We start from the raw sequence: 18459 nt of genomic DNA, 5'->3' as shown, positions 1-18459 counted from the left end.
GATCCCCATGCGATCCGCATTGATCCTTCACGCGGCCGATCGGCGGTCCGTGGAAGCCTTCGGAGGAAACGAATATGGGCAGCAGCACCGGCCGGAGCCCCCGGCTTCTCGCGATAGCCACCGCCGCCGTCCTCGCGGTCGGTGTGAGCGCGTGTTCCAGCAGCAAGAGCAGCACCTCGTCCGGCTCCGGCTCCGGCAAGTCCGGCGGCAGCTTCAGCTACTGGTCGATGTGGCGCCAGGACGAGCCGCAGGCCAAGGTGATCCAGGCCGCGATCACCCAGTTCACCGCCGACACCGGCATCAAGGTCAACGTCGAGTGGACCGGCCGGGACGTGGCCAAGAAGATCGGCCCGGCGATGGCCGCGGGCAAGGCGCCGGACATGTGGGACGAGGGCGCGGACGTCATCTACGGCGCGGCGGCCCAGAACGGCAACGCCAAGGACCTCTCGGCGGTCCTGGGCATGACCATCCCGACCGACAACGAGAAGGTCTCCGACGCGATCCCGTCGAAGTACTTCGACTCGCTGCCCAAGGACCCCGACGGCGGCCAGCACTGGGTGATCCCGTACGAGGCCAGCACCGCGGGCGTCTTCTACGACTCCGCCGACCCGACTGTCTCGGCCGCGATGACCTCGCAGCCGGCCACCTGGGACGACTTCATCAAGGTCTGCGACGCCCTGAAGGCCAAGAGCGAGCCGTGCCTGGCCTCCGAGGGTGAGGACCCCTGGACCAACGGCCTGTGGTTCGACTACCTGGTCAGCGCCGGCGGCGTGAACTTCAACGACCTGGCCACCGACAAGACCGGCGCCAGCTGGGACAACCCGGCGGTCCTGAAGGCCGCGCAGCAGGTCGAGCAGCTGGTCAAGGGCGGCTACATCATCCCGACCTACACCGCGACGAAGTACCCGGCGCAGCAGACCAACTGGGCCGGCGGCAAGGCCGGGTTCCTGATGAACGGCAACTGGGTCACCGCCGAGGTCGCCAAGCAGATCCCGGCGACCTGGAAGTACGGCTTCATGCTCCCGCCGGGCGCGACCCAGCCGGACTCGATGGTCTTCGGCTTCGCGCTGACCAAGAACGCCAAGAACGTCAGCCAGGCCGAGCAGTTCATGGCCTACTTCCTGCAGAAGAAGACGCTGTCCGGCATCTCCACCGTGGCCGGCAACCTCACACCGCGCACCGACATCCCGGCCCCGGCGGAGCTGGCCGACGTGCAGAAGACCCTGAACGCGCCCAAGCTGCGCCTCACCTTCGACGGCGTGGCCGGCGACTGGACCACCAAGGTCTGGAACCAGAACTACCTGGACTTCTGGCACGGCAAGATCGACGCCGCGACCTTCGTGGCGAAGATGAAGTCCGCGCAGGTCTCGTTCTGGAAGAGCCAGAGCTGACCACGATGAGCACCGCCACCCCTGTCACCCTCCAAGACTCGTCCCGGACGCGCCGCGTCCGGGGCGGGTCCGCCTCGCGTCCCCCGGTCGGCGCGGCCCCGCTGGAGCGTTCCCGGCGCCGCATGTTCTGGGCGTTCACCACGCCGGCCGTCCTGATCTACGTCGTGCTGTTCCTGGTCCCGGTCGGCTACGCGGCCTGGACCAGCCTCTACAAGTGGGACGGCATCGGCCCGAAGAAGTGGCGGGGTCTGAAGAACTACCAGACCCTGTGGCAGGACCCGATCTTCCGGCACTCGCTGACCAACACGCTGAAGATCCTCTTCGTCGGCGGCATCCTCACCTTCGCGTTCGCCTTCGCGCTGATGCTGATCCTGCGCGAGATGAACCGCAAGCTGTTCGCCCGCTCAGTGCTGTTCTTCCCGTGCCTGGTGAACGCGATGGTGTTCGGGATCGCCGCGGGCGTCCTGTTCTCCCCCACCGGCCCGGTGAACAAGACCCTCGAAGCGCTCGGCTGGAGCCATCCGCCGCAGTGGCTGGCCACCGAGCACCTGCAGACGATGATCCTGGGCACCCTGGTGTGGACGGCCACCGGCTACTACACCGCGATCCTGATGGCCGCCGTCGACCAGATCCCGGAGTACCTCTACGAGGCCGCCGAACTCGACGGCGCCAACGCCTTCCAGCGCTTCCGGCACGTCACGCTGCCGATGTGCTGGGACGTGATCTCGGTGTGCGCGGTGCTGTGGACGGTGAGCTCGGTGAAGATCTTCGAGCTGATCCTGATGTACGGCGGCAGCAGCGGCTCCCAGCCGCCGTCGGACTCCTGGAACACCGCCATGTACGTCTACATCGAGGCCTTCCCGACCGCCTCGACCCCGCAGCTGGGCCTGGCCACGGCCGCCGCGCTGGTGAGCCTGTTCCTGGTGGTCGTCTTCACGGTCGTGCTGCGCAGGCTGCTGCGCCGCGACCCCATCGAGTACTGATCCGGGGGAGCTCATGACGTCCCGAACAACGACCGCCGCCCGGCGCAAGCGCAAGCCCGCCAGCCTGCCCATGCGCATCGCCACCGGCGTGGTGTGGGTGGTGGTCGCCGCCGACATCGCGCTGATCGGCTGGATCCTGCTCACCTCGCTGCGCGACGGCACCGACATCCTCAACCACCCCTTCGGCGCGCCGACGCATCCGAAGTTCGCCAACTACAGCAAGGTGTTCTCCGACGGCGGCTTCGGCCGCGCGGCGCTGAACAGCGTGCTGGTCGCGGTGCTGTCCTCGGTGCTGGCCGTCGCGGTCGCCGCGCCCTGCGCCTACGCGCTGGCCCGCCGCCGCAACCGGGTCTCCGGCGCCATGAGCATGACCTTCGCGATGGGCCTGGGAGTGCCCGGCCAGGTGATGGTGGTGCCGCTGTTCATCGGCATGGCCAAGGTGAACCTGGACGACTCCCAGCCCGGCCTGATCCTGGTGTATCTGGGTCTTGCGATGCCGTTCACCGTCTACCTGCTGACCGGCTTCTTCGCCGGCATCCCGCAGGTGCTGGAGGAGGCCGCGGTCCTGGACGGCGCCGGCGCGCTGCGCACGTTCACCCGCGTCATCCTGCCGGTGGCGCGCGGCGGCCTGGTCACCGCGTTCCTGCTGCAGTTCATCTCGGCCTGGAACGAGACGCTGTTCGCGATCGTGCTGACCCACAGCCAGGACAAGGTGACGTTGCCCGTCGCGCTGTCCAACTTCGTCCAGGAGGCCCAGCTCAACGGCCTGGACTGGGGCGCGATGTTCGCCGGGGTGTGCGTGGTGCTGGCCCCGATGATCGCGTTGTTCAGCTGGCTCGGCAGCCGCATCATCCAAGGTATGACAGTGGGGATAGGCAAGTGACCACCGAACTCCGACGCGACGTCCTGCGCATCCCGGGCGCCGCCGACCCGGCCGCGGGCCGGCTGCCGATCCTGCACGGGATCGCCAGGCCCGGCTTCGACTCCGCCGTGGCCCCGTACCCGGACATGGCCCGGAACCTGGACTACGGCCGGCCCCCGACGCTGCTGCCGTACACGACGCAGGACTCTTACACCCGCGAGCGCACGGACCGCGAGCTGCCGACTCTGGTGCTGGAGAACGAGGTGCTGACCGCCACGTTCCTCCCGGACCACGGCGGCCGCCTGTGGTCGCTGGTGCACCGGCCGACCGGCCGCGAACTGCTGCACCGCAACCCGATCCTGCAGCCGGCGAACCTCGCACTGCGCGACGCCTGGCTGGCCGGCGGCGTGGAGTGGAACCTCGGCGGCACCGGGCACTGGCCGCTGACCTGCGAACCGCTGCACGCGGTGCGGCTGAGCGCGCCGGACGGCACGCCGGTGCTGCGGATGTACGAGTTCGAGCGGATGCGGCGGGTGGTGATGACGGTCGACGCGTGGCTGCCGGCGGGGTCGCCGACGCTGCTGGTGCACGTCGCGCTGCACAACCCGGCCGAGACGCCGACGCCGGTGTACTGGTGGTCGAACATCGCGGTGCCGCAGAGTGCTGACGTGCGCGTGGTGGCGCCGGCGGAGCGTGCGTTCCACTTCGACTACACGGCGCAGCTCAAGCTGATCGACTTCCCGGCGGGCACGTCCGGCGACCAGAGCTACCCGGCGCGGTTCCCGGCGGCGGCGGACTTCTTCATGGACATCCCGGCCGGCGAGCGCCGGTGGATCGCCGCGCTGGACGGGAACGGCTCAGGCCTGGTGCAGACCTCGACGGACCGGCTGATCGGCCGGAAGTTGTTCCAGTGGGGCGTCGGCGCCGGCGGACGGCGCTGGCAGGAGTGGCTGTCGGGGCCGGACGCGGAGTACATCGAGATCCAGGCCGGGCTGGCGCGGACGCAGTTGGAGCATCTGGAGCTGCCCGGCGGGGCCACGTGGGAGTGGGTCGAGGCGTACGGGCTGCTGGAGGCGGATGCGGCGGCGGTGCACGGGACGTGGGAGGAGTCTCGGGGGGCGGTCGCGGGGGCGCTGGAGCGGTTGGTGCCGCGGGCTTCTTTGGAGGCTGCGCTTGGTGAGGCGCAGCGGTTCGGTGCGGCTGCGGTGGACTCGCGCACGCCTGCCGGGGGCGCACCTGCGGTGAGCGAGCCCGGCGCAGGTGCGCGCGGCGGCGCTGGAGCGAGTGCCGTTCCTGAGGTACTGCATCGGGGGTCTGGCTGGGGTGCGTTGGAAGTCGCCGCCGACGCGGTGTCCACCGATGCGCTCCGGCCATTCGGGTCCTGCGATGCGGAGCAACAGCCGTGGCTGGATCTGTTGCAGACAAAGCGATTGCCGTCCAGCGAACCGCCGGCGTCCCCGATCACGGGCCCGCTCTGGCGCTCGCTCCTCGAGGCGTCGGCCGACGACTGGCACGCTCTCTACCACCTCGGCCTCCTCCGTCTCGCCGACGACGACCGCGACGGAGCCCGCGAGGCTTGGACGCGTTCCCTCGCCGACCGCCCGAACGCCTGGGCACAGCGTGCGCTGGCGCATCTCGCGGCGTCGGGCGACGAGCGTGCCGACCTGACCGTGGCAGCGCACCGCCTCCAGCCGGACCTCCGCGAGCTCACCATCGAGGCCCTCCAGGCGCTGCTCGCCGCCGACCGCGCCGCGGAAGCACTCGACCTCATCGCGGCGTCGAGCGTCGCAGACCGCGAACACGGCCGCATCCGCCTCTACCACGCGCAGGCGGCCCTCACCACCGGCGACATCGACCAGGTCCGGCGGCTCCTCGACGAGGGCATCACGGTCGACAACCTGCAGGAGGGCGAGGCCTCGCTGGACCTGCTGTGGCTCGCCGCGCATCCCGACCTGCCGGTCCCGCCCGAGTACGACTTCCGGATGTCCGGAAGCTGATCGACGTGCTCGGCGACGACACGAAGGACGTGGAAGGGAGCGACGGGATCGTCGTCAGCGTGCACGGCACGAGCGTGCCGACGTGGTTCGACGACGTGCAGATCACCGGGAACTCGCTGAACTGCTCGGGCCCCTCAGGCCCGGTGCAGGCATGACGGTGCTGCGCGAGAACAACGACAGCACGGCCCGGAACGTGCGGTTCACGAACAACGTGGTGGTGAACGCGGGCGCACCGGGCGACGCGACCTTCGCCCTGTCCTCAGCGACGAGCTACCAGCTGACCGACAACACCTTCTTCGGCACTGCGACCACCCCGGGAACCGGCACGGCCGGCGGAACCGCCACCGGCATCGGCGCTCACGCGAACGGCTACCGGCTGTGCGCGGGATCGCCGGCGCTCGGCAGCGGTGTCGCGATCGCGGGCAACGGCGGCCGCGACTACTTCGGCAACGCGATTCCGGCCGGCGCGCCGAACCGGGGCGCGTATGCCGGGCCGGGGATTTCGAGCTGCTGAGCAGTCGGGCACAAGCGCGCGGCGGTATCCGGAGGGGAGCCGCCGCGCGCTTCTGTGTCTGGCCGGGCTGGCCTACGGACCCGAGCCCGCGCCCGCCAACCCAACCCCCTCAGCTCCGCCCCTCCCCCCGATACAACTCCACCTCCCCCTCCAGCTCGATCGCCAGCACCGTCACCACCGGGTCCGCCACGCTCGGCGGGTCGATCGCCAGCACGGCGGGGATCGTGTCGAAGCCGCCGTAGCGCCGGTGCGTCAGCTCCTCGCCGGTCGCCAGTGCCGTCACGCGCTTCACTCGGCTGGTCAGGCCGCGCACCGTGACCGGGTCGCGTGGCGGGTCGTAGCAGAACACGTACAGCGTGCGGCGGTCCTCGGCGAGCGTCGTCGGTGCGTAGACGTGGCCGGCCGGGATGCCGCGTACTGTGCCGAACACCGCCGGCTCGTTGCGCCGTATCCAGCTGCCCAGTGCCTCCAGGCGCGAGGTCTGCTCCGCGGGGATCGAGCCGTCGGCGCGGGGGCCGACGTCCAGGAGCAGGTTGCCGCCGCCGGCTATGGTTTCGACGAAGGTGCGGATCAGCAGGCTGATCGGCTTGTGGTCCTGGTCGTTGCGCTGGAAGCCCCAGGAGTTGTTCACCGTGTAGCACAGCTCCCACGGGCCCTCGGGCGGCGTGATCGGTGCCCCCTGCTCGGGTGTCGCGTAGTCGCCGTAGCCGAGGAGCCGCGAGTTGAAGACCATGTCCGCCTTCATCGCGGTCAGCTGATCGCGCAGCTCCGCCATCCGCCACTGCTCCTCGGGGCGCTCCCAGTCCCCGTCGAACCAGAGCAGGTCGGGTGCGTAGCCCTCGACGATCTCCGTCAGCTGCGCGCGGTGGAACTTCAGGAAGCGTGCCCACGCCTCCGGGTCCTCGGCGACGCCGCGCTCGAACTCCTCGCGGGTGTGGAACGGGTAGTCGGGGTGCGACCAGTCCAGGTGCGAGAAGTAGATGCCCACCTTGAGCCCGGCGTCGCGCATCGCCTGCGCGTACGGCGCCAGCAGGTCACGCCCCGCCGGCGTCCGCCGGACCACGTTCAGGTCGTTCTCGGCCGTCTCCCACAGCGCGACGCCGTCGTGGTGCTTCGACGTCAGCACGGCGTACCGCGCGCCCGCCGCCTTGAACAGCCGGGCCCACTCCCCCGCGTCGTAGGCGCTCGCGGTGAAGCCGTCGAGCTGCTTCATGTAGTTCTCGTGGGTGATCTCGCCGTTGTAGAACGACCAGGACTCCGGGATGCCGTCGACGGCGTAGATCCCCCAGTGGACGAAGATGCCGAGCTTGGCGTCGGCGAACCAGGGCTGCATGGTCACGGTTCACCACGCTAGAGGCGAAAGGCCAGCAAGTTGATCGGTCTGGATCACCGATACTGGTAGATTTTCACCGTGGAGATCGAAGCCGGTCCGCCGCTCGTGGCCAACGCCGGCGTCGGCGTGCACGGCATCAACACCGCGGTCGACGTCTTCCGCCTCCCCGACCTCTGGCAGCTCCACCTGTACAGCTACCACGCGGCGTTCGTGGCCGACGGCATCCGGCACGACCTCCGGCCCGGCACCGTCAGCCTGGTCCCGCCCGGCACGAAGGTCGAGTTCCGGTACCGCGGACGCTCGGAGCACCTGTACGTCCACTTCGCCATGCCCGGACGCCGCGCCCCCTTCGTCGGCGACGCGGGCCCGGAGCTCCCGATCCTGCGCGAGCTGCTGCTCGACGCCGTCGCGTCCTTCCCCACCTCGCCGAACCGCTCGGCGGCGGCGGTCTGGGCCGCGCTGTGGCGGGTGTCGGACCTCGCCGACGCCGGGACCGCCGCGCCCCGCAACCCGGTCGTCGCGGCCGTGGTCCGCCGCATCGAGGAACATCTGGCCGAACCCCTGGTCGTGGCCGAGCTGGCACGCTTCGCCGGCGTCTCGCACAACCAGCTCACCCGCCTGTTCCACGAGCACGTCGGCGACACGGTCGTCGGCTACATCGCCTCGCGGAGGATGGCCCACGCGCTGCACCTGTTGCAGGCGTCCACGCTGTCGGTGACGGCGATCGCGGCGTCCGTCGGGATCCCCGACCTGCAGGCGTTCAACAAGACGTGCCGGAAGGCCTTCGGCGCCTCGCCGCGGGCCCTACGCCAAAGCCGACAGGACCGCCGCCGCTCTACCAACCAGAGTTCGCGTAATCCTTGAGGAAGTACCCGTAAAGATCCTCGCCCTGCTCGCCCCGCACGATCGGGTCGTAGACCCGCGCCGCGCCGTCGACCAGGTCCAGCGGCGCGTGAAACCCTTCCCCCGCCAACCGGACACGGTCCGGATGCGGCCGCTCGTCCGTGATCCAGCCGGTGTCGACGCTGTTCATCAGGATGCCGTCGGTCTCGAACATCTCCTTGGCACTCGTGCGTGTCAGCATGTTGAGAGCAGCCTTGGCCATGTTCGTGTGCGGGTGGCCGGCGCCCTTGTAGCCACGGCTGAAAACGCCCTCCATCGCCGAGACGTTGACGATGTGCTTGCGCGCCGACGGCGAGGCCTTCATCGCGTTACGCAGCCTGCTGATGAGGATGAACGGCGCCGTGGAGTTGCACAGCTGGACCTCCAGCAGCTCGATCGGATCGACGTCCTCGACGGTCTGCACCCACGAGTTGACGTCCGCCAGGTCCGGGACCAGGCCACCGGCGTCGATGGCGGTTCCGGCGGCGATGCGGTCCGGCGCGGCCGAGCCGGCGGTGAGCGCGAGTGAGACAAGATCGGCGCCGACCCCGACGAGGTCCGCCGTGATCGTCTCCGAAGAACGTGTCTGGCCGGGCAGCGCGACCAACCCGGAGCCCGTGAACCGCCCGAACGAAATCAGCTCCGGCAACGGTCCATCAGGCAGCGGCGCGGCCTCGGCCCGGATCAAAGGCTCGTAGGCCCCCGCCGAGCGCCGCACCGTCTGCGCGGCGTTGTTCACCATGATGTCGAGCGGCCCCTCGGCCGCGACCGAATCGGCCAGCGCCACCACCTGCGCGACGTCCCGCAGGTCGATGCCGACGACGCGCAGCCGGTGCAGCCACTCGCCGCTGTCCGGCATCGCCGCGAAGCGCCGCGCGGCGTCGTTCGGGAAGCGCGTGGTGATGGTCAGGTGCGCGCCGTCCCGCAGCAGCCGCAGCGCGATGTACATGCCGATCTTCGCCCGGCCGCCGGTGAGCAGCGCGCGCTTGCCGGTCAGGTCGGCGTGCGCGTCGCGGCGCTTCCAGTTCTCGGCGGCGCAGTCGGGACACAGGTTGTGGTAGAAGGCGTGCACCTCGCGGTACCGCTGCTTGCAGATGTAGCACCCGCGGTCGCGGGTCAGGACCCCGGCGACGGCGTTGCCGGACGCGGCGGTCTCCGAGCTCAGCGGCAGCCCCTGCGTCTCGTCGTCAAGTCGGGTCGGGGCGCCGGTGGCGGTCTTGGCGGTGACCGCACGGTCAGCGGCGATCACCCGCGCCTGCCGGTCGGCACGGCGCCGCAGCTTGACGCTCTTGTAGACGCCGGCCGTCGCCCGCCGCACGGTCACCGCGTCGGGGTGTTCCGTGGGCAGGGTTTCGACCTCGGCCAGGATGTCGAGCAGCAGGGCCAGGCGCTCGGGGGCGAGCCCGGGCCCGAAGTCCTCGGGACCATCGGCGGCCACAGCAGCCTCATCAGCCACGCGGTCCGCCGGTTCGTCCAGTTCACCCTGCTCGATCACCCGCACAAATCTACCTGCCGCGCGGACCTGCTCAGACCCACGTGGCAGGCGCCGCCCTCACGCGGCAGCCCGCGCCACCAACTCCGCGATCCGCTTCTCGTCGGCGGCGCTCAGAGCGGTCAGGGCGAAATACGTCGGCCACATCGACCCCTCGTCCAGCGCCGCGACGTCGCTGAACCCGAGCGTGGCGTACCGGGTCTTGAACTTCGATGCCGGCTGGAAGAACACCAGCACCTTCCCGTCCTTCGAGTACGCCGGCTGGCCGTACCACAGGCGCGGGACCAGCGTCGGCGCGGCGGCGAGCACCAGCTTGTGGACCTGCTCGGCCAGCTCGCGGTCGTCCGGCGGGAACTCCGCGATCTTCGCCAGGACCTCGGCCTCGGGGTCGGCGTCGGCGGCCTTCTTGGAAGAACGGACCTCCTTGGCCCGCTCCTTCATCGCGGCGCGCTCCTCGGCGCTGAAGTTCTCCTCGGAGCCGGCGGCGGCCTTCTTCGCTGTCTTCTTCGTCGTGTTCGCCATGTGATCCATCGTAGGAAGACCCGCCGCTCCGGGCTTCTCAAAAACTGATCAGTGCCCACGCCGGCGACAGCGCGCACCCGCGGGGCACACAGGCACACAACAGCGGGCGCCCGGACCGCCGAGGTCCGGGCGCCCGCAGTCTTGGTGCGACTACTTCACCGTGTAGCTGTAGGGCAGGCCCGTCAGCTCGTCACCGGTGCCGAACGCCGCGTTGTACGTGTCCACGTACACCACGCCGCTCACCTTGGTGCCGCTCTTGCCGGTCGGCGTGAAGGTGACGGTGACCGTCCCGGTCTGGCCGGGCAGGATGGTCACCGGCGCCAGCGCCGGCGCGGTCGGGTCGACGCCGTCGAGCCACAGGTCGCCGGTCGAGGCCACGGCCGAGCGGTCGAAGGCCAGCGTGGTCACGCTCTGCGCCTCGGTCGCACTGCCGCTCACGGCGCCGTTCGTCGGGCCCAGCGGGGTCGGGTCCTGGCCCCAGACGCCCGGGGTCACCCACGGGGAGTCCACGGTCACCGAGGCGGTCAGGCCCTTGGAGACGCCGTAGATCTCCGGCGTGCCCGAGGGGCTGCTGGTGGAGAAGTCCGCCGGGATCGTCGAGGACTGCGACGCGCGCAGCTCCGTGGTGTGCGTCGGGATCTGGAACGACGGTTGCGGGCCGGTGGTCGCGAACGGCAGCGGCACCGTCGCGCCCAGCGGCTGCTGGGCCGGCAGGTCGTAGTCGGCGCTGCTGTTCAGCCGCGGGTCGGCGAACACCGTCAGCGGGGCCCATCCGTTGTTCTTGATGGTCACCGTCGCGGTCACCGCCTTGCCGGCCGCGAGCGAGCCCGAGGGCAGGCCCTTGGCGTGGGCGTCGGCCGAGTTGTACCGCAGCTGGCCGTTGAACGGGTCGGACAGGTCGCCGGTCAGGACGCCCGGGTTGTTGTCGTCCAGGAAGAGCACCCAGCGGCCGGCGGCCGGGGCGTCGACGTAGCCGGTCAGCGCGGGCTGCAGGCTCTGGTTGCCCTGCGCGTCGACCGCGAGGTTCGTGCTCAGCGACACCACCTGGTGGTCCGGGGACTCCAGGTAGGCCGAGACCACGTGGGTGCCGGTGAACGCCAGGTTCATCGCCATGTTCTTCTTGCCGCTCGGCACGTCGAAGAAGAACGACTCGGTCTGCGACGGGGTGTTCGCCCGGCCGTTGCCACCGGTCAGGGTGCCGGTGAAGGCGCCGCCGTCGTTACCGGTGGAGATCAGCGTCCGCTTGGTCACCGGCATCGTGGTGACCTGGTGGAACGAGGTGGAGAACGCCAGCGCCGCGGAGACGTCGCCGGGGTTCTGGGCCAGCGTCTGCTTCACCGTGAACTTCTGCGACTGTCCGGGCTTGAGCACCGCGTTCGCCGGGCTCACGGAGCCGACGTTCTTGTACTTGGTGGCCAGGAAGTCGTACGCGACGTTGCCCTTGAAGCCGGTGGCGTTGGCGTTGGCGTAGAAGTACGCCGTCCAGGTGCCGGCCGGCGGGTTCGCCTGGTCGACGGTCGCGTAGTTCGTGGTGCCCTGCGGGCTGTTCCAGTTCTCGTACTCGCCGTTCGGGCCGACCAGCACCAGGCGCAGCAGCGTGCTGGTGCCGCCGCAGGCGCAGGTCGCGGTGCCGGTGAGGTGGTCGGCGCCGGCCGGCACGGTGAAGGTCTGGCTGAACCAGTGCCGCTTCAGGCCGGGGGTGCCGAGGGTGTAGCCCTCGTAGAACCACGGCGAGTTCGGGTCGGTGAAGTCCACGGCCTTGGTGCCGGTGACGTCCGCGACGGTGGTGTCCAGCTCGCGCACTCCTCCCGAGACGGTCTGCGTGTTCGGGCTGGTGTTGGTCAGCGTGACCGTCGCGGACTGCTTGGAGCCGCCGTTGCCGATCAGCGAGACCTGGGTGTCGCCGGAGCCGGTGGTGGCCACCAGGCCGTCACCCTGCGCCTTGGGCGAGCCGTTGTCGTCCTTGACGGACATGGCGGTGCGGACCGCGCGGTAGGTGTTCAGCTCGCCGGAACCCTGCTGGTCGGCCGGCAGGCCGAGGTCGGTGGCCGAGGAGGTGAGGATCTGCTTCACCAGCTGCGGCGTCGGACGAACCCCGCCGTGGGTGTTCTCGTACGCCTCGATGACCAGCGCGGCACCGCCAGCGACCAGCGGCGAGGCCATGCTCGTGCCGCCGAAGTCCTCCAGCGAGGCCGGGTTGCCGTTGTAGTCCACGCAGGCGCTGAAGCGCGCCTCGGGGCTGCACAGCGCCCAGCCGCCCTGGCCCGGTGCGACCAGGTCCGGGACGCGGCCCCGGACGTTGGTGCCGGAGGAGGACAGCGCGGCGGTGTTGTTGGAGGCCCAGCTGCTCGCCAGGTTCCGCGCGCCGCCGGTCCCGGTCTGCGCCTGGTCCCGGAAGGTGGTGGTGGCGCCGACGCCGATCACGTTCGGGTCGACGGCCGGCTGGCCCTCGGTGTTGGTCACGCCGCCGTCGCCGGTGGAGGTGACGACCGTGACGCCGGCGGCGACCGCCGCGTCGTCGGCCAGGCTGGTGACGTCCAGGCCCTCGGTGGGCTGCGCGTTGTTGCCCAGCGACTCGTTGATGACGTCGACGTTGTCCACGTTCACCGCGTAGTCGATGGCCTGCACGACGGTGGAGTCGAAGACCAGGTTGGCCGCGCCGAACACGTTCAGGCCGACCAGCGAGGCGCCGGGGGCGACACCGCGGACGGTGATGTTGCAGCCGGCCGGGAGCGCGTGGCCTGGCATGACGTACTTCGACAGGTCGTAGCTGTGCAGGCCCTGCGCGGCGATGGAGCTGGCGTCGCCGAAGGCCTCGTCACCGCTCTCGTTGCCGTTCGGGTCGGTGCCGGAGAAGTCCTGGTAGTCGCTGAACACCGGGGTGCCGTCGGCGCGGATGAAGTCCGGGTTGTTGGTGTCCAGACCGTCGGCGATCCACGCGACCTTCACACCCTTGCCGTCGACCAGGTTCTGGGCCTGCGGCTGGTTCTTGTTCAGGAAGGCGGTGTTCGTGGTCTGCAACGCCTCCGGCTCCAGCAGCGGCTTGCTGGGGTCGGTGGGGCAGGTGCCCGGGATGACCTTGTCCGCCGGGGTCTGGCCGTCGGCGCCGGTGGCGGTGCTGCCCTTGGCGCTCGCGGCGTCCGCGATGGCCTGCTTCTGGGCGTCGGTCAGGGTGTTGACGACGCGCTGCTGGTCGGTGACGACCGCCGCGACGTCCGGGTTCTGCCGCAGGTTCTGGGCCTCGGCGTCGGTCATCTTGGCCGAGAAGCCGTTGATCACCGAGAACTTCTTGATGTCCTGGGCGCCGGTGGCCTGCGCGTTGCTGACCAGCGGAGCCTGGTCGGCGTTGGTGGCGGCCTTGCGCTGCGCCTTGGCGGTCTTGACCGACAGGTCGGAGTGCTGGTTCTTGAGCAGCACGATCACGGGGTGCTTCGCGCCGGTCGACAGCGCGGCCAGCTGCTGGGCCGCGGACGGCCTGGCGGGCGTCGGGCTGGCGAGGGCGGCGGCAGACGTGCCGACCCCCAGACCCAGCGCGGTGACCGCGACCACCGCGATGCGGTGTTTGCGGGCAAACTGCATAATGTGCCTTTCTCCCGGCGCGCGGCCACGCCGCCGCGCGCCCCCTTTGACGTGGAGCCCGGGTGGTGCCTTACAGGGTCTTGCGACGAGCAGCGGGAAATGGCAATGCGACTAGACATTGCGAAGATCGATACTCGTCACAGTAGAGGGTGTCAGGAACCTCAGAAAGACGTAGACGGTTCTACGTTGCGACACGCCTGGACTTGCGTTCACCTCGTGATACGCGTGCGGGGAAGCGTCTACGCGGTAAGGGGTGAGCAAGGGTGGTGAGGGTGGAAATACCGTCGGGGCGAGGATCTGCAGACCCTCGCCCCGACGGCGTATTAGCACTTTTATATTAGGCTGCGACCGGCCTTGACCGACGTCGACTGGTGCGGTTTAGAAGAAACCGTCGTCGTTCCCGCCGTTGTTGTTGTTGTAGTCGTCGCCGCCGAAGCCGCCGCCGCCGTTGAAGTCGTTGTTGTAGTCGTTCTGCTGGTACTCGTTCTGCTGGTACTCGTTCTGCTGGAACTGCTCCTGCTGGAACTGTTCCTGCTGGTACTCGTTGCGCTGGTCGTCGAAGCCGCGCTCCTCGAAGCCGCGGTCGTACGCCTGCTGCTCGTCGCGCTTGTTGTCGTCGCCTTCCAGCATCTCGCCGAGCAGCATCCCGCCGACCAGGCCGGCCGCGCCCGCGCCGATCACCGCGCCGGTGCTGTGGCCCTGGCGCGGCGGCTGCTGGTACTGCGCCTGCTGCGGGTAGCCGGGCTGCTGCGCCGGATAGCCCTGCTGTTGCGGATAGCCGGCCTGGGGATAGCCCTGCTGCGGGTAACCCTGCTGCTGGACGGGCTGGTAGTACGGCGGCTGAGTGGTCTGGATGCGCTGCGCGCAGAACTGGCAGACCTCGACGGGTCGCGCCACGCCCCACTGCGGCTGCCACATGACGTTCACGGACGCCTGGCCGTGCGCCGGATCGAAGAAGCAGATCACGGGTGTTCCCCCAAATTCGTTGACACTATCCGCGATCCTAAACGGGTCGCGGACGACAGGGGTTCCCGGTGGCGCTCCCTCTCACGGCCGGCTCACGCCGTGCAGCGCGTCCCCTGCGCCGGCAACGTGCCGCTGACCAGGTACGCCTCCATCGCCGACTGCGCGCACTGGTTGCCGCTGCCGAACGCGGCGTGCCCGGTGCCCACGCGAGTCAGCAGCCGCGCGTTGGCGAAGCCGTTCGCCAGGTTCACGGCGTTCTGGTACGGCGTGGCCGGATCGTCCGTGGTGCCGACGACGAGGATCGTGTCCGAGCCCTGCGCCTTTATCTGGTGCGGCTTCTCGGTGGTCTGGAACGGCCAGTTCGCGCACATCGGCTGCGCCAGGTCGCCGGGGGCCAGGTTGGAGTTGAGGATCGAGGCCCCGGACTTGAGCTGGTTGTACGCGCTCTGCACGGCGGCCGGGCTCGGCGCCGGGGTGGTGAAGTCGGCGCAGCGCACCGCGATCAGGCCGTCCTGCTCGGTGCTGTAGTGGCCCTGCGGGTCGCGGCCGTCGTACTGGTCGGCGCCGGCCAGCAGCTCCGAGCCGTCGCCGTTCTTCATCGCCTTGGTCAGCGCGTCGCGCAGGTACTTCCACCAGTCCGAGCCGACGTCGCCGTAGAGCCCGATGATGACGCCGGTCCAGCCCAGCGTGGCGTCCAGCGGCCGGCTCGGGTCGTCGGTCTGCAGCGGCTTGTCCTGCAGGCCGTCGATGAAGTGGCCGAGCTGCTGCGCGGCGGCGGTCGGGCTGCCGGTCAGCGGGCACTGCGAGGCGTAGTTCGTGACGCAGTCGGAGGCGAACTTCTCCAGCGACTTCTCGAAGCCGATCTGCTGCTGGACGTTGGACTCCAGCTGGTCGGCGTTCGGGTCGACGGCGCCGTCGAGCACCATGCGGCCGACGTTCGCCGGGAACTCCTCGGCGTAGACGGAGCCGATGTAGGTGCCGTAGGAGATGCCGAGGTAGTTCAGCTTCTTGTCGCCGAGGACCTGGCGCATGAGGTCCATGTCCTGCGCGACGTACTTGGAGCCGACGTAGGGCAGCAGGGCGCCGGAGTTCTTCTCACAGGCCGCGGCGAGGGTCTTGCTGTCCTGCTCGGCCTTGGTCGCCCGGGCCGCCGCGTCCTTCGGCGGGTCCTGCTCGTAGAGCTTGTCCTGGGTCTTGTCGTCCAGGCAGGTGATCGGGTCGCTGCGGCCCAGACCGCGCGGGTCGAAGCCGATGATGTCGTAGTGCGCGTGCAGCGCCCCGTCGAACTCGGTCTTGGACTCCTCGACGAAGTCCACGCCGGAGGCGCCGGGCCCGCCGGGGTTGGTCAGCAGCGAGCCGACCTTGTTCGCCTGGTCCGCGGCCGGCCACTTCACGAGGGCGAGGGTGACGTCCTTGCCCGAGGGGTTGGCGTAGTCCAGGGGGACCACGACCGAGCCGCACTGGAAGGCGCTCAGGTCCGCGGTCGGGTCGTCGGAGGGCTCGCTGGTGCACGCGCCCCAGGAGATCTTCTGGGAGTCGAAGGCCTGGGTCGAGGTGAACTTGCCGCTCGGGAGCTTGCCGGAGCCTGAGGAACCGTTTGAGGAACCGCCGGAGCCCCCGGAGCCGCCGCTGCCGCCGCTGCCGCCGCTGCCACCGACCGAACCGGACGAAGTACACCCGGCCACCAGGGTCGCGCCGAGCAGCATCGCGACGACGGATATGGTCCGGCCTCGGTGTTCCCCGAATGACTTCATGCGCTCATGTGTATCACCTCGCCCCGACCCTAGAATCACGATATGGATGCCTTCCTGGAACTCTTGGGCGTGCGGGGCGTCGCCACGCTGGCGACGATCAAGAAGGACGGACGGCCGCAGCTGTCCGCCATCACCTACGCCTACGACCCCGCCGAGCAGGTGATCCGGATCTCGATCACCGACGACCGCGCCAAGACCCGCAACCTGCGCCGGGACCCGCGCGCGACGCTGATGGTGCAGCCGGAGACGTACAAGTTCGCGGTGTACGACGGCGACGCGGAGCTGACGCCGGTGGCGCAGAAGCCCGACGACGCCACGGTCGACGAGCTGGTCGAGCTGTACCGCGCGGCGTCCGGGAAGGAGCACCCGGACTGGGACGAGTACCGGGCCGCGATGGTCGCCGACAAGCGGCTGGTGCTGCGCATCCGGGTGACGCACGCTTACGGTATTGGGGTCTGAGACGGACGCGGCGGGGGGTGCTGCGGCGGCCGGGCCGGGGCCTGAGCCGGAGCCCGCGGGGCCTGAGCCGGAGCCAACGGGGCCCGAGCCGGGGCCGGCGGTGAGGCCGACGCCCGAGCCCGAACCGGTCACCGCGGATCCGCCGCGCCTGCCCGGCCGGCCGCTGATGACGCAGTCCTGGCTGGACGCCACGTTCCTGCACTGGGCCGTCGACCCGGCGAAGGTGGCGCCGTTGCTGCCCGCCGGCGTGCGGCCCGACGTCATCGACGGCGCTACCTACGTGGGCCTCATAGCCTTCCGCATGCACCGCATCGGGTGGTGGCCGCTGCCCGGTTTGCCCTATCTCGGGACCTTCCCCGAGACCAATGTGCGGCTGTACTCCGTGGACGCGGCCGGGCGGCGCGGCGTGGTGTTCCGGTCGCTGGAGGCGTCGCGGCTGCTGCCGGTCGCCACGGCCCGGACCGCTTTCCGCCTGCCGTACCGATGGGCCCGGATGTCGGCGTACCGCGTGGGCGACGAGTACTGGTACGGCTCGCGGCGCCGTGAGCCCGGCCTGCCGCCGTCCCGGAGCCTGATCGGGGTGCGGGTCGGATCCAGCGTCGAGAACCCCTCCCCGCTGGACCACTTCCTCACCGCCCGCTGGCGGCTGCATTTCACGCTCGGCGGCCGGACCGTGCACATGCCGAACGCGCACCCGCGGTGGCCGCTGCACCACGCCGAACTGCTGGCGTGCGACGAGGATCTGGTCGCGGCGGCGGGGTTGCCGGGTGTCGCGTCCGGGCCGCCGGACAGCGTGTTGTTCTCGCCGGGCGTGCCGGTCCGGTTCGGGCTGCCGCGCTCCGTCAGCCGTGACTGATCAGGCCGCGTGGCTGATCAGATAGCGCACGAAGACCAGATCGCCGATCGGCCGGGTCTCCGCGAGGGTCATCCGGCGCCGCGCGTTCTGCGGGAACTCCGCGGCGCGGACAAAGCGCGGGGCCAGGTCGTCGCCGACGAAGAACGGGGCGATCGCCAGGTGGATCTCGTCGGCGAGGTCCTCGGCGAGGAACCGCGTGTGCAGCGAGCTGCCGCCCTCGACCATCAGCCGCTCGACGCCGCGCCGCTTCAGATCCGCGAGGACGCCGGGGAAGTCGACCAGCGCGCCGGCCGGGATCACCTCGGTGTCCGCGACCGCGGCCAGGCGGTCGGCCTGCGCCGGGACGGCCGCGTCGGCGCAGTAGACGAGCTTGTGGCCGCCGGTGGTGAAGAAGCGCGCGGCGCGGTCCAGGGCGCCGGCGCCGGTCACCGTCACCTTGACCGGGTGCTCCGGCAGCCCGCGGCTCAGCCGCTCGGCACGGCGCTCCGGGTCGCGGATCAGGAGGCGGGGGTCGTCGCGGCGGATGGTCTCGGCGCCGACCATGATCGCGTCGGAGGCGGCCCGGAGCGCGTCCACCCGGTCGAAGTCCGCGTCGTCGGAGAGCATGAGGCGGTCGGGGGTGGTGTCGTCGAGGTGGCCGTCCAGGGACATGGCGGCGCTGAGGATGACGTGGGGGCGCTCGGGCATGGTGTCATCGTCGCATCGGCGGCGGTCGGGAGCGTGGCGATCTTCCTGGTGTTCGCCGAGAGAGTACGCGATCTCCGTTCCGGAACCGCAGGTTTCCTCCGAGGCGTTCCCGGTACATGACGGTGAAGCAGCGAGTCAAGCGCGCCCTGCGTTCCAGAAAAGCGAGAAGGCGAGACCGCGAA

General features: G+C 70.2%; 16 protein-coding genes. 9 read left to right on the top strand and 7 right to left on the bottom strand.

All coding sequences use genetic code 11. The annotated features are described in order from the left end of the window. Positions 1-74 precede the first annotated feature (74 nt). Genes ABH920_RS46615 through ABH920_RS46590 form a run of 6 tightly spaced genes read left to right on the top strand, consistent with a single transcriptional unit; the run spans position 75 to position 5747 of the window. A complete protein-coding gene (locus ABH920_RS46615) occupies positions 75-1391 on the top strand; it encodes an ABC transporter substrate-binding protein (protein WP_370355806.1) in 1317 nt (438 codons plus the stop codon). Positions 1392-1396: 5 nt separating this feature from the next. After that, positions 1397-2374 (top strand): carbohydrate ABC transporter permease, encoded by a 978-nt coding sequence (locus ABH920_RS46610; RefSeq protein ID WP_370355804.1) that lies wholly within the window; start codon positions 1397-1399, stop codon positions 2372-2374. 13 nt (positions 2375-2387) lie between these two features. After that, on the top strand, positions 2388-3257 hold the full coding sequence (locus ABH920_RS46605) for a carbohydrate ABC transporter permease (RefSeq protein ID WP_370355802.1): 870 nt from the start codon (positions 2388-2390) through the stop codon (positions 3255-3257). Continuing rightward, on the top strand, positions 3254-5233 hold the full coding sequence (locus tag ABH920_RS46600; protein WP_370355800.1) for a DUF5107 domain-containing protein: 1980 nt from the start codon (positions 3254-3256) through the stop codon (positions 5231-5233). Before ABH920_RS46605 ends, ABH920_RS46600 begins: the two co-directional genes overlap by 4 nt. Before the next feature lie 5 nt (positions 5234-5238). Then, positions 5239-5388 carry a hypothetical protein gene (locus ABH920_RS46595; RefSeq protein WP_370355799.1) on the top strand — a complete coding sequence of 50 codons (150 nt, stop codon included), beginning with the start codon at positions 5239-5241 and terminating at the stop codon, positions 5386-5388. Next, a complete protein-coding gene (locus ABH920_RS46590; RefSeq protein ID WP_370355798.1) occupies positions 5385-5747 on the top strand; it encodes a hypothetical protein in 363 nt (120 codons plus the stop codon). The genes ABH920_RS46595 and ABH920_RS46590 overlap by 4 nt, the downstream gene beginning before the upstream one ends. Before the next feature lie 109 nt (positions 5748-5856). Here the strand turns inward: ABH920_RS46590 and ABH920_RS46585 are convergent, their stop codons facing one another. Next, complete coding sequence (locus tag ABH920_RS46585) at positions 5857-7080, bottom strand: alpha-L-fucosidase (RefSeq protein ID WP_370355859.1); 1224 nt, start codon at positions 7078-7080, stop codon at positions 5857-5859. Between the two features lie 69 nt (positions 7081-7149). Between ABH920_RS46585 and ABH920_RS46580 the strand changes: the two genes are divergently transcribed. Then, entirely contained in the window at positions 7150-7944 is a 795-nt protein-coding gene (locus ABH920_RS46580) for a helix-turn-helix domain-containing protein (protein WP_370355858.1), read from the top strand. Here the strand turns inward: ABH920_RS46580 and ABH920_RS46575 are convergent. The 5 genes from ABH920_RS46575 to ABH920_RS46555 form a co-directional block, all read right to left on the bottom strand. Beyond that, complete coding sequence (locus tag ABH920_RS46575; protein WP_370355857.1) at positions 7916-9418, bottom strand: SDR family NAD(P)-dependent oxidoreductase; 1503 nt, start codon at positions 9416-9418, stop codon at positions 7916-7918. The genes ABH920_RS46580 and ABH920_RS46575 overlap by 29 nt on opposite strands. 96 nt (positions 9419-9514) lie before the next feature. After that, positions 9515-9976, bottom strand: coding sequence for an iron chaperone (locus tag ABH920_RS46570; protein WP_370355797.1), 462 nt, complete (start codon positions 9974-9976; stop codon positions 9515-9517). Between the two features lie 150 nt (positions 9977-10126). Further along, on the bottom strand, positions 10127-13555 hold the full coding sequence (locus ABH920_RS46565) for a S8 family serine peptidase (RefSeq protein WP_370355796.1): 3429 nt from the start codon (positions 13553-13555) through the stop codon (positions 10127-10129). 378 nt (positions 13556-13933) lie between these two features. Beyond that, positions 13934-14521 carry a hypothetical protein gene (locus tag ABH920_RS46560; RefSeq protein WP_370355795.1) on the bottom strand — a complete coding sequence of 196 codons (588 nt, stop codon included), beginning with the start codon at positions 14519-14521 and terminating at the stop codon, positions 13934-13936. A gap of 92 nt (positions 14522-14613) precedes the next feature. Beyond that, positions 14614-16275: an alpha/beta hydrolase gene (locus ABH920_RS46555; RefSeq protein ID WP_370355794.1), complete on the bottom strand. Its 1662-nt coding sequence runs from the start codon at positions 16273-16275 to the stop codon at positions 14614-14616. 42 nt (positions 16276-16317) lie between these two features. Between ABH920_RS46555 and ABH920_RS46550 the strand changes: the two genes are divergently transcribed. Both ABH920_RS46550 and ABH920_RS46545 read left to right on the top strand, forming a co-directional pair. Further along, positions 16318-16734 (top strand): PPOX class F420-dependent oxidoreductase, encoded by a 417-nt coding sequence (locus ABH920_RS46550; protein ID WP_370355793.1) that lies wholly within the window; start codon positions 16318-16320, stop codon positions 16732-16734. Between the two features lie 166 nt (positions 16735-16900). Further along, positions 16901-17590 (top strand): YqjF family protein, encoded by a 690-nt coding sequence (locus ABH920_RS46545; RefSeq protein WP_370355856.1) that lies wholly within the window; start codon positions 16901-16903, stop codon positions 17588-17590. On the opposite strand, the gene ABH920_RS46540 is transcribed toward ABH920_RS46545, so the two are convergent. Then, positions 17591-18277: a RibD family protein gene (locus tag ABH920_RS46540; protein ID WP_370355792.1), complete on the bottom strand. Its 687-nt coding sequence runs from the start codon at positions 18275-18277 to the stop codon at positions 17591-17593. Between the last annotated feature and the right edge of the window lie 182 nt (positions 18278-18459).

The sequence above is a fragment of the Catenulispora sp. EB89 genome (genome assembly GCF_041261445.1).
In the GTDB taxonomy this organism is placed as follows: domain Bacteria; phylum Actinomycetota; class Actinomycetes; order Streptomycetales; family Catenulisporaceae; genus Catenulispora.
Note: the sequence above shows the minus strand (reverse complement) of the source record. Positions and strands in the feature narration are given on the sequence as shown.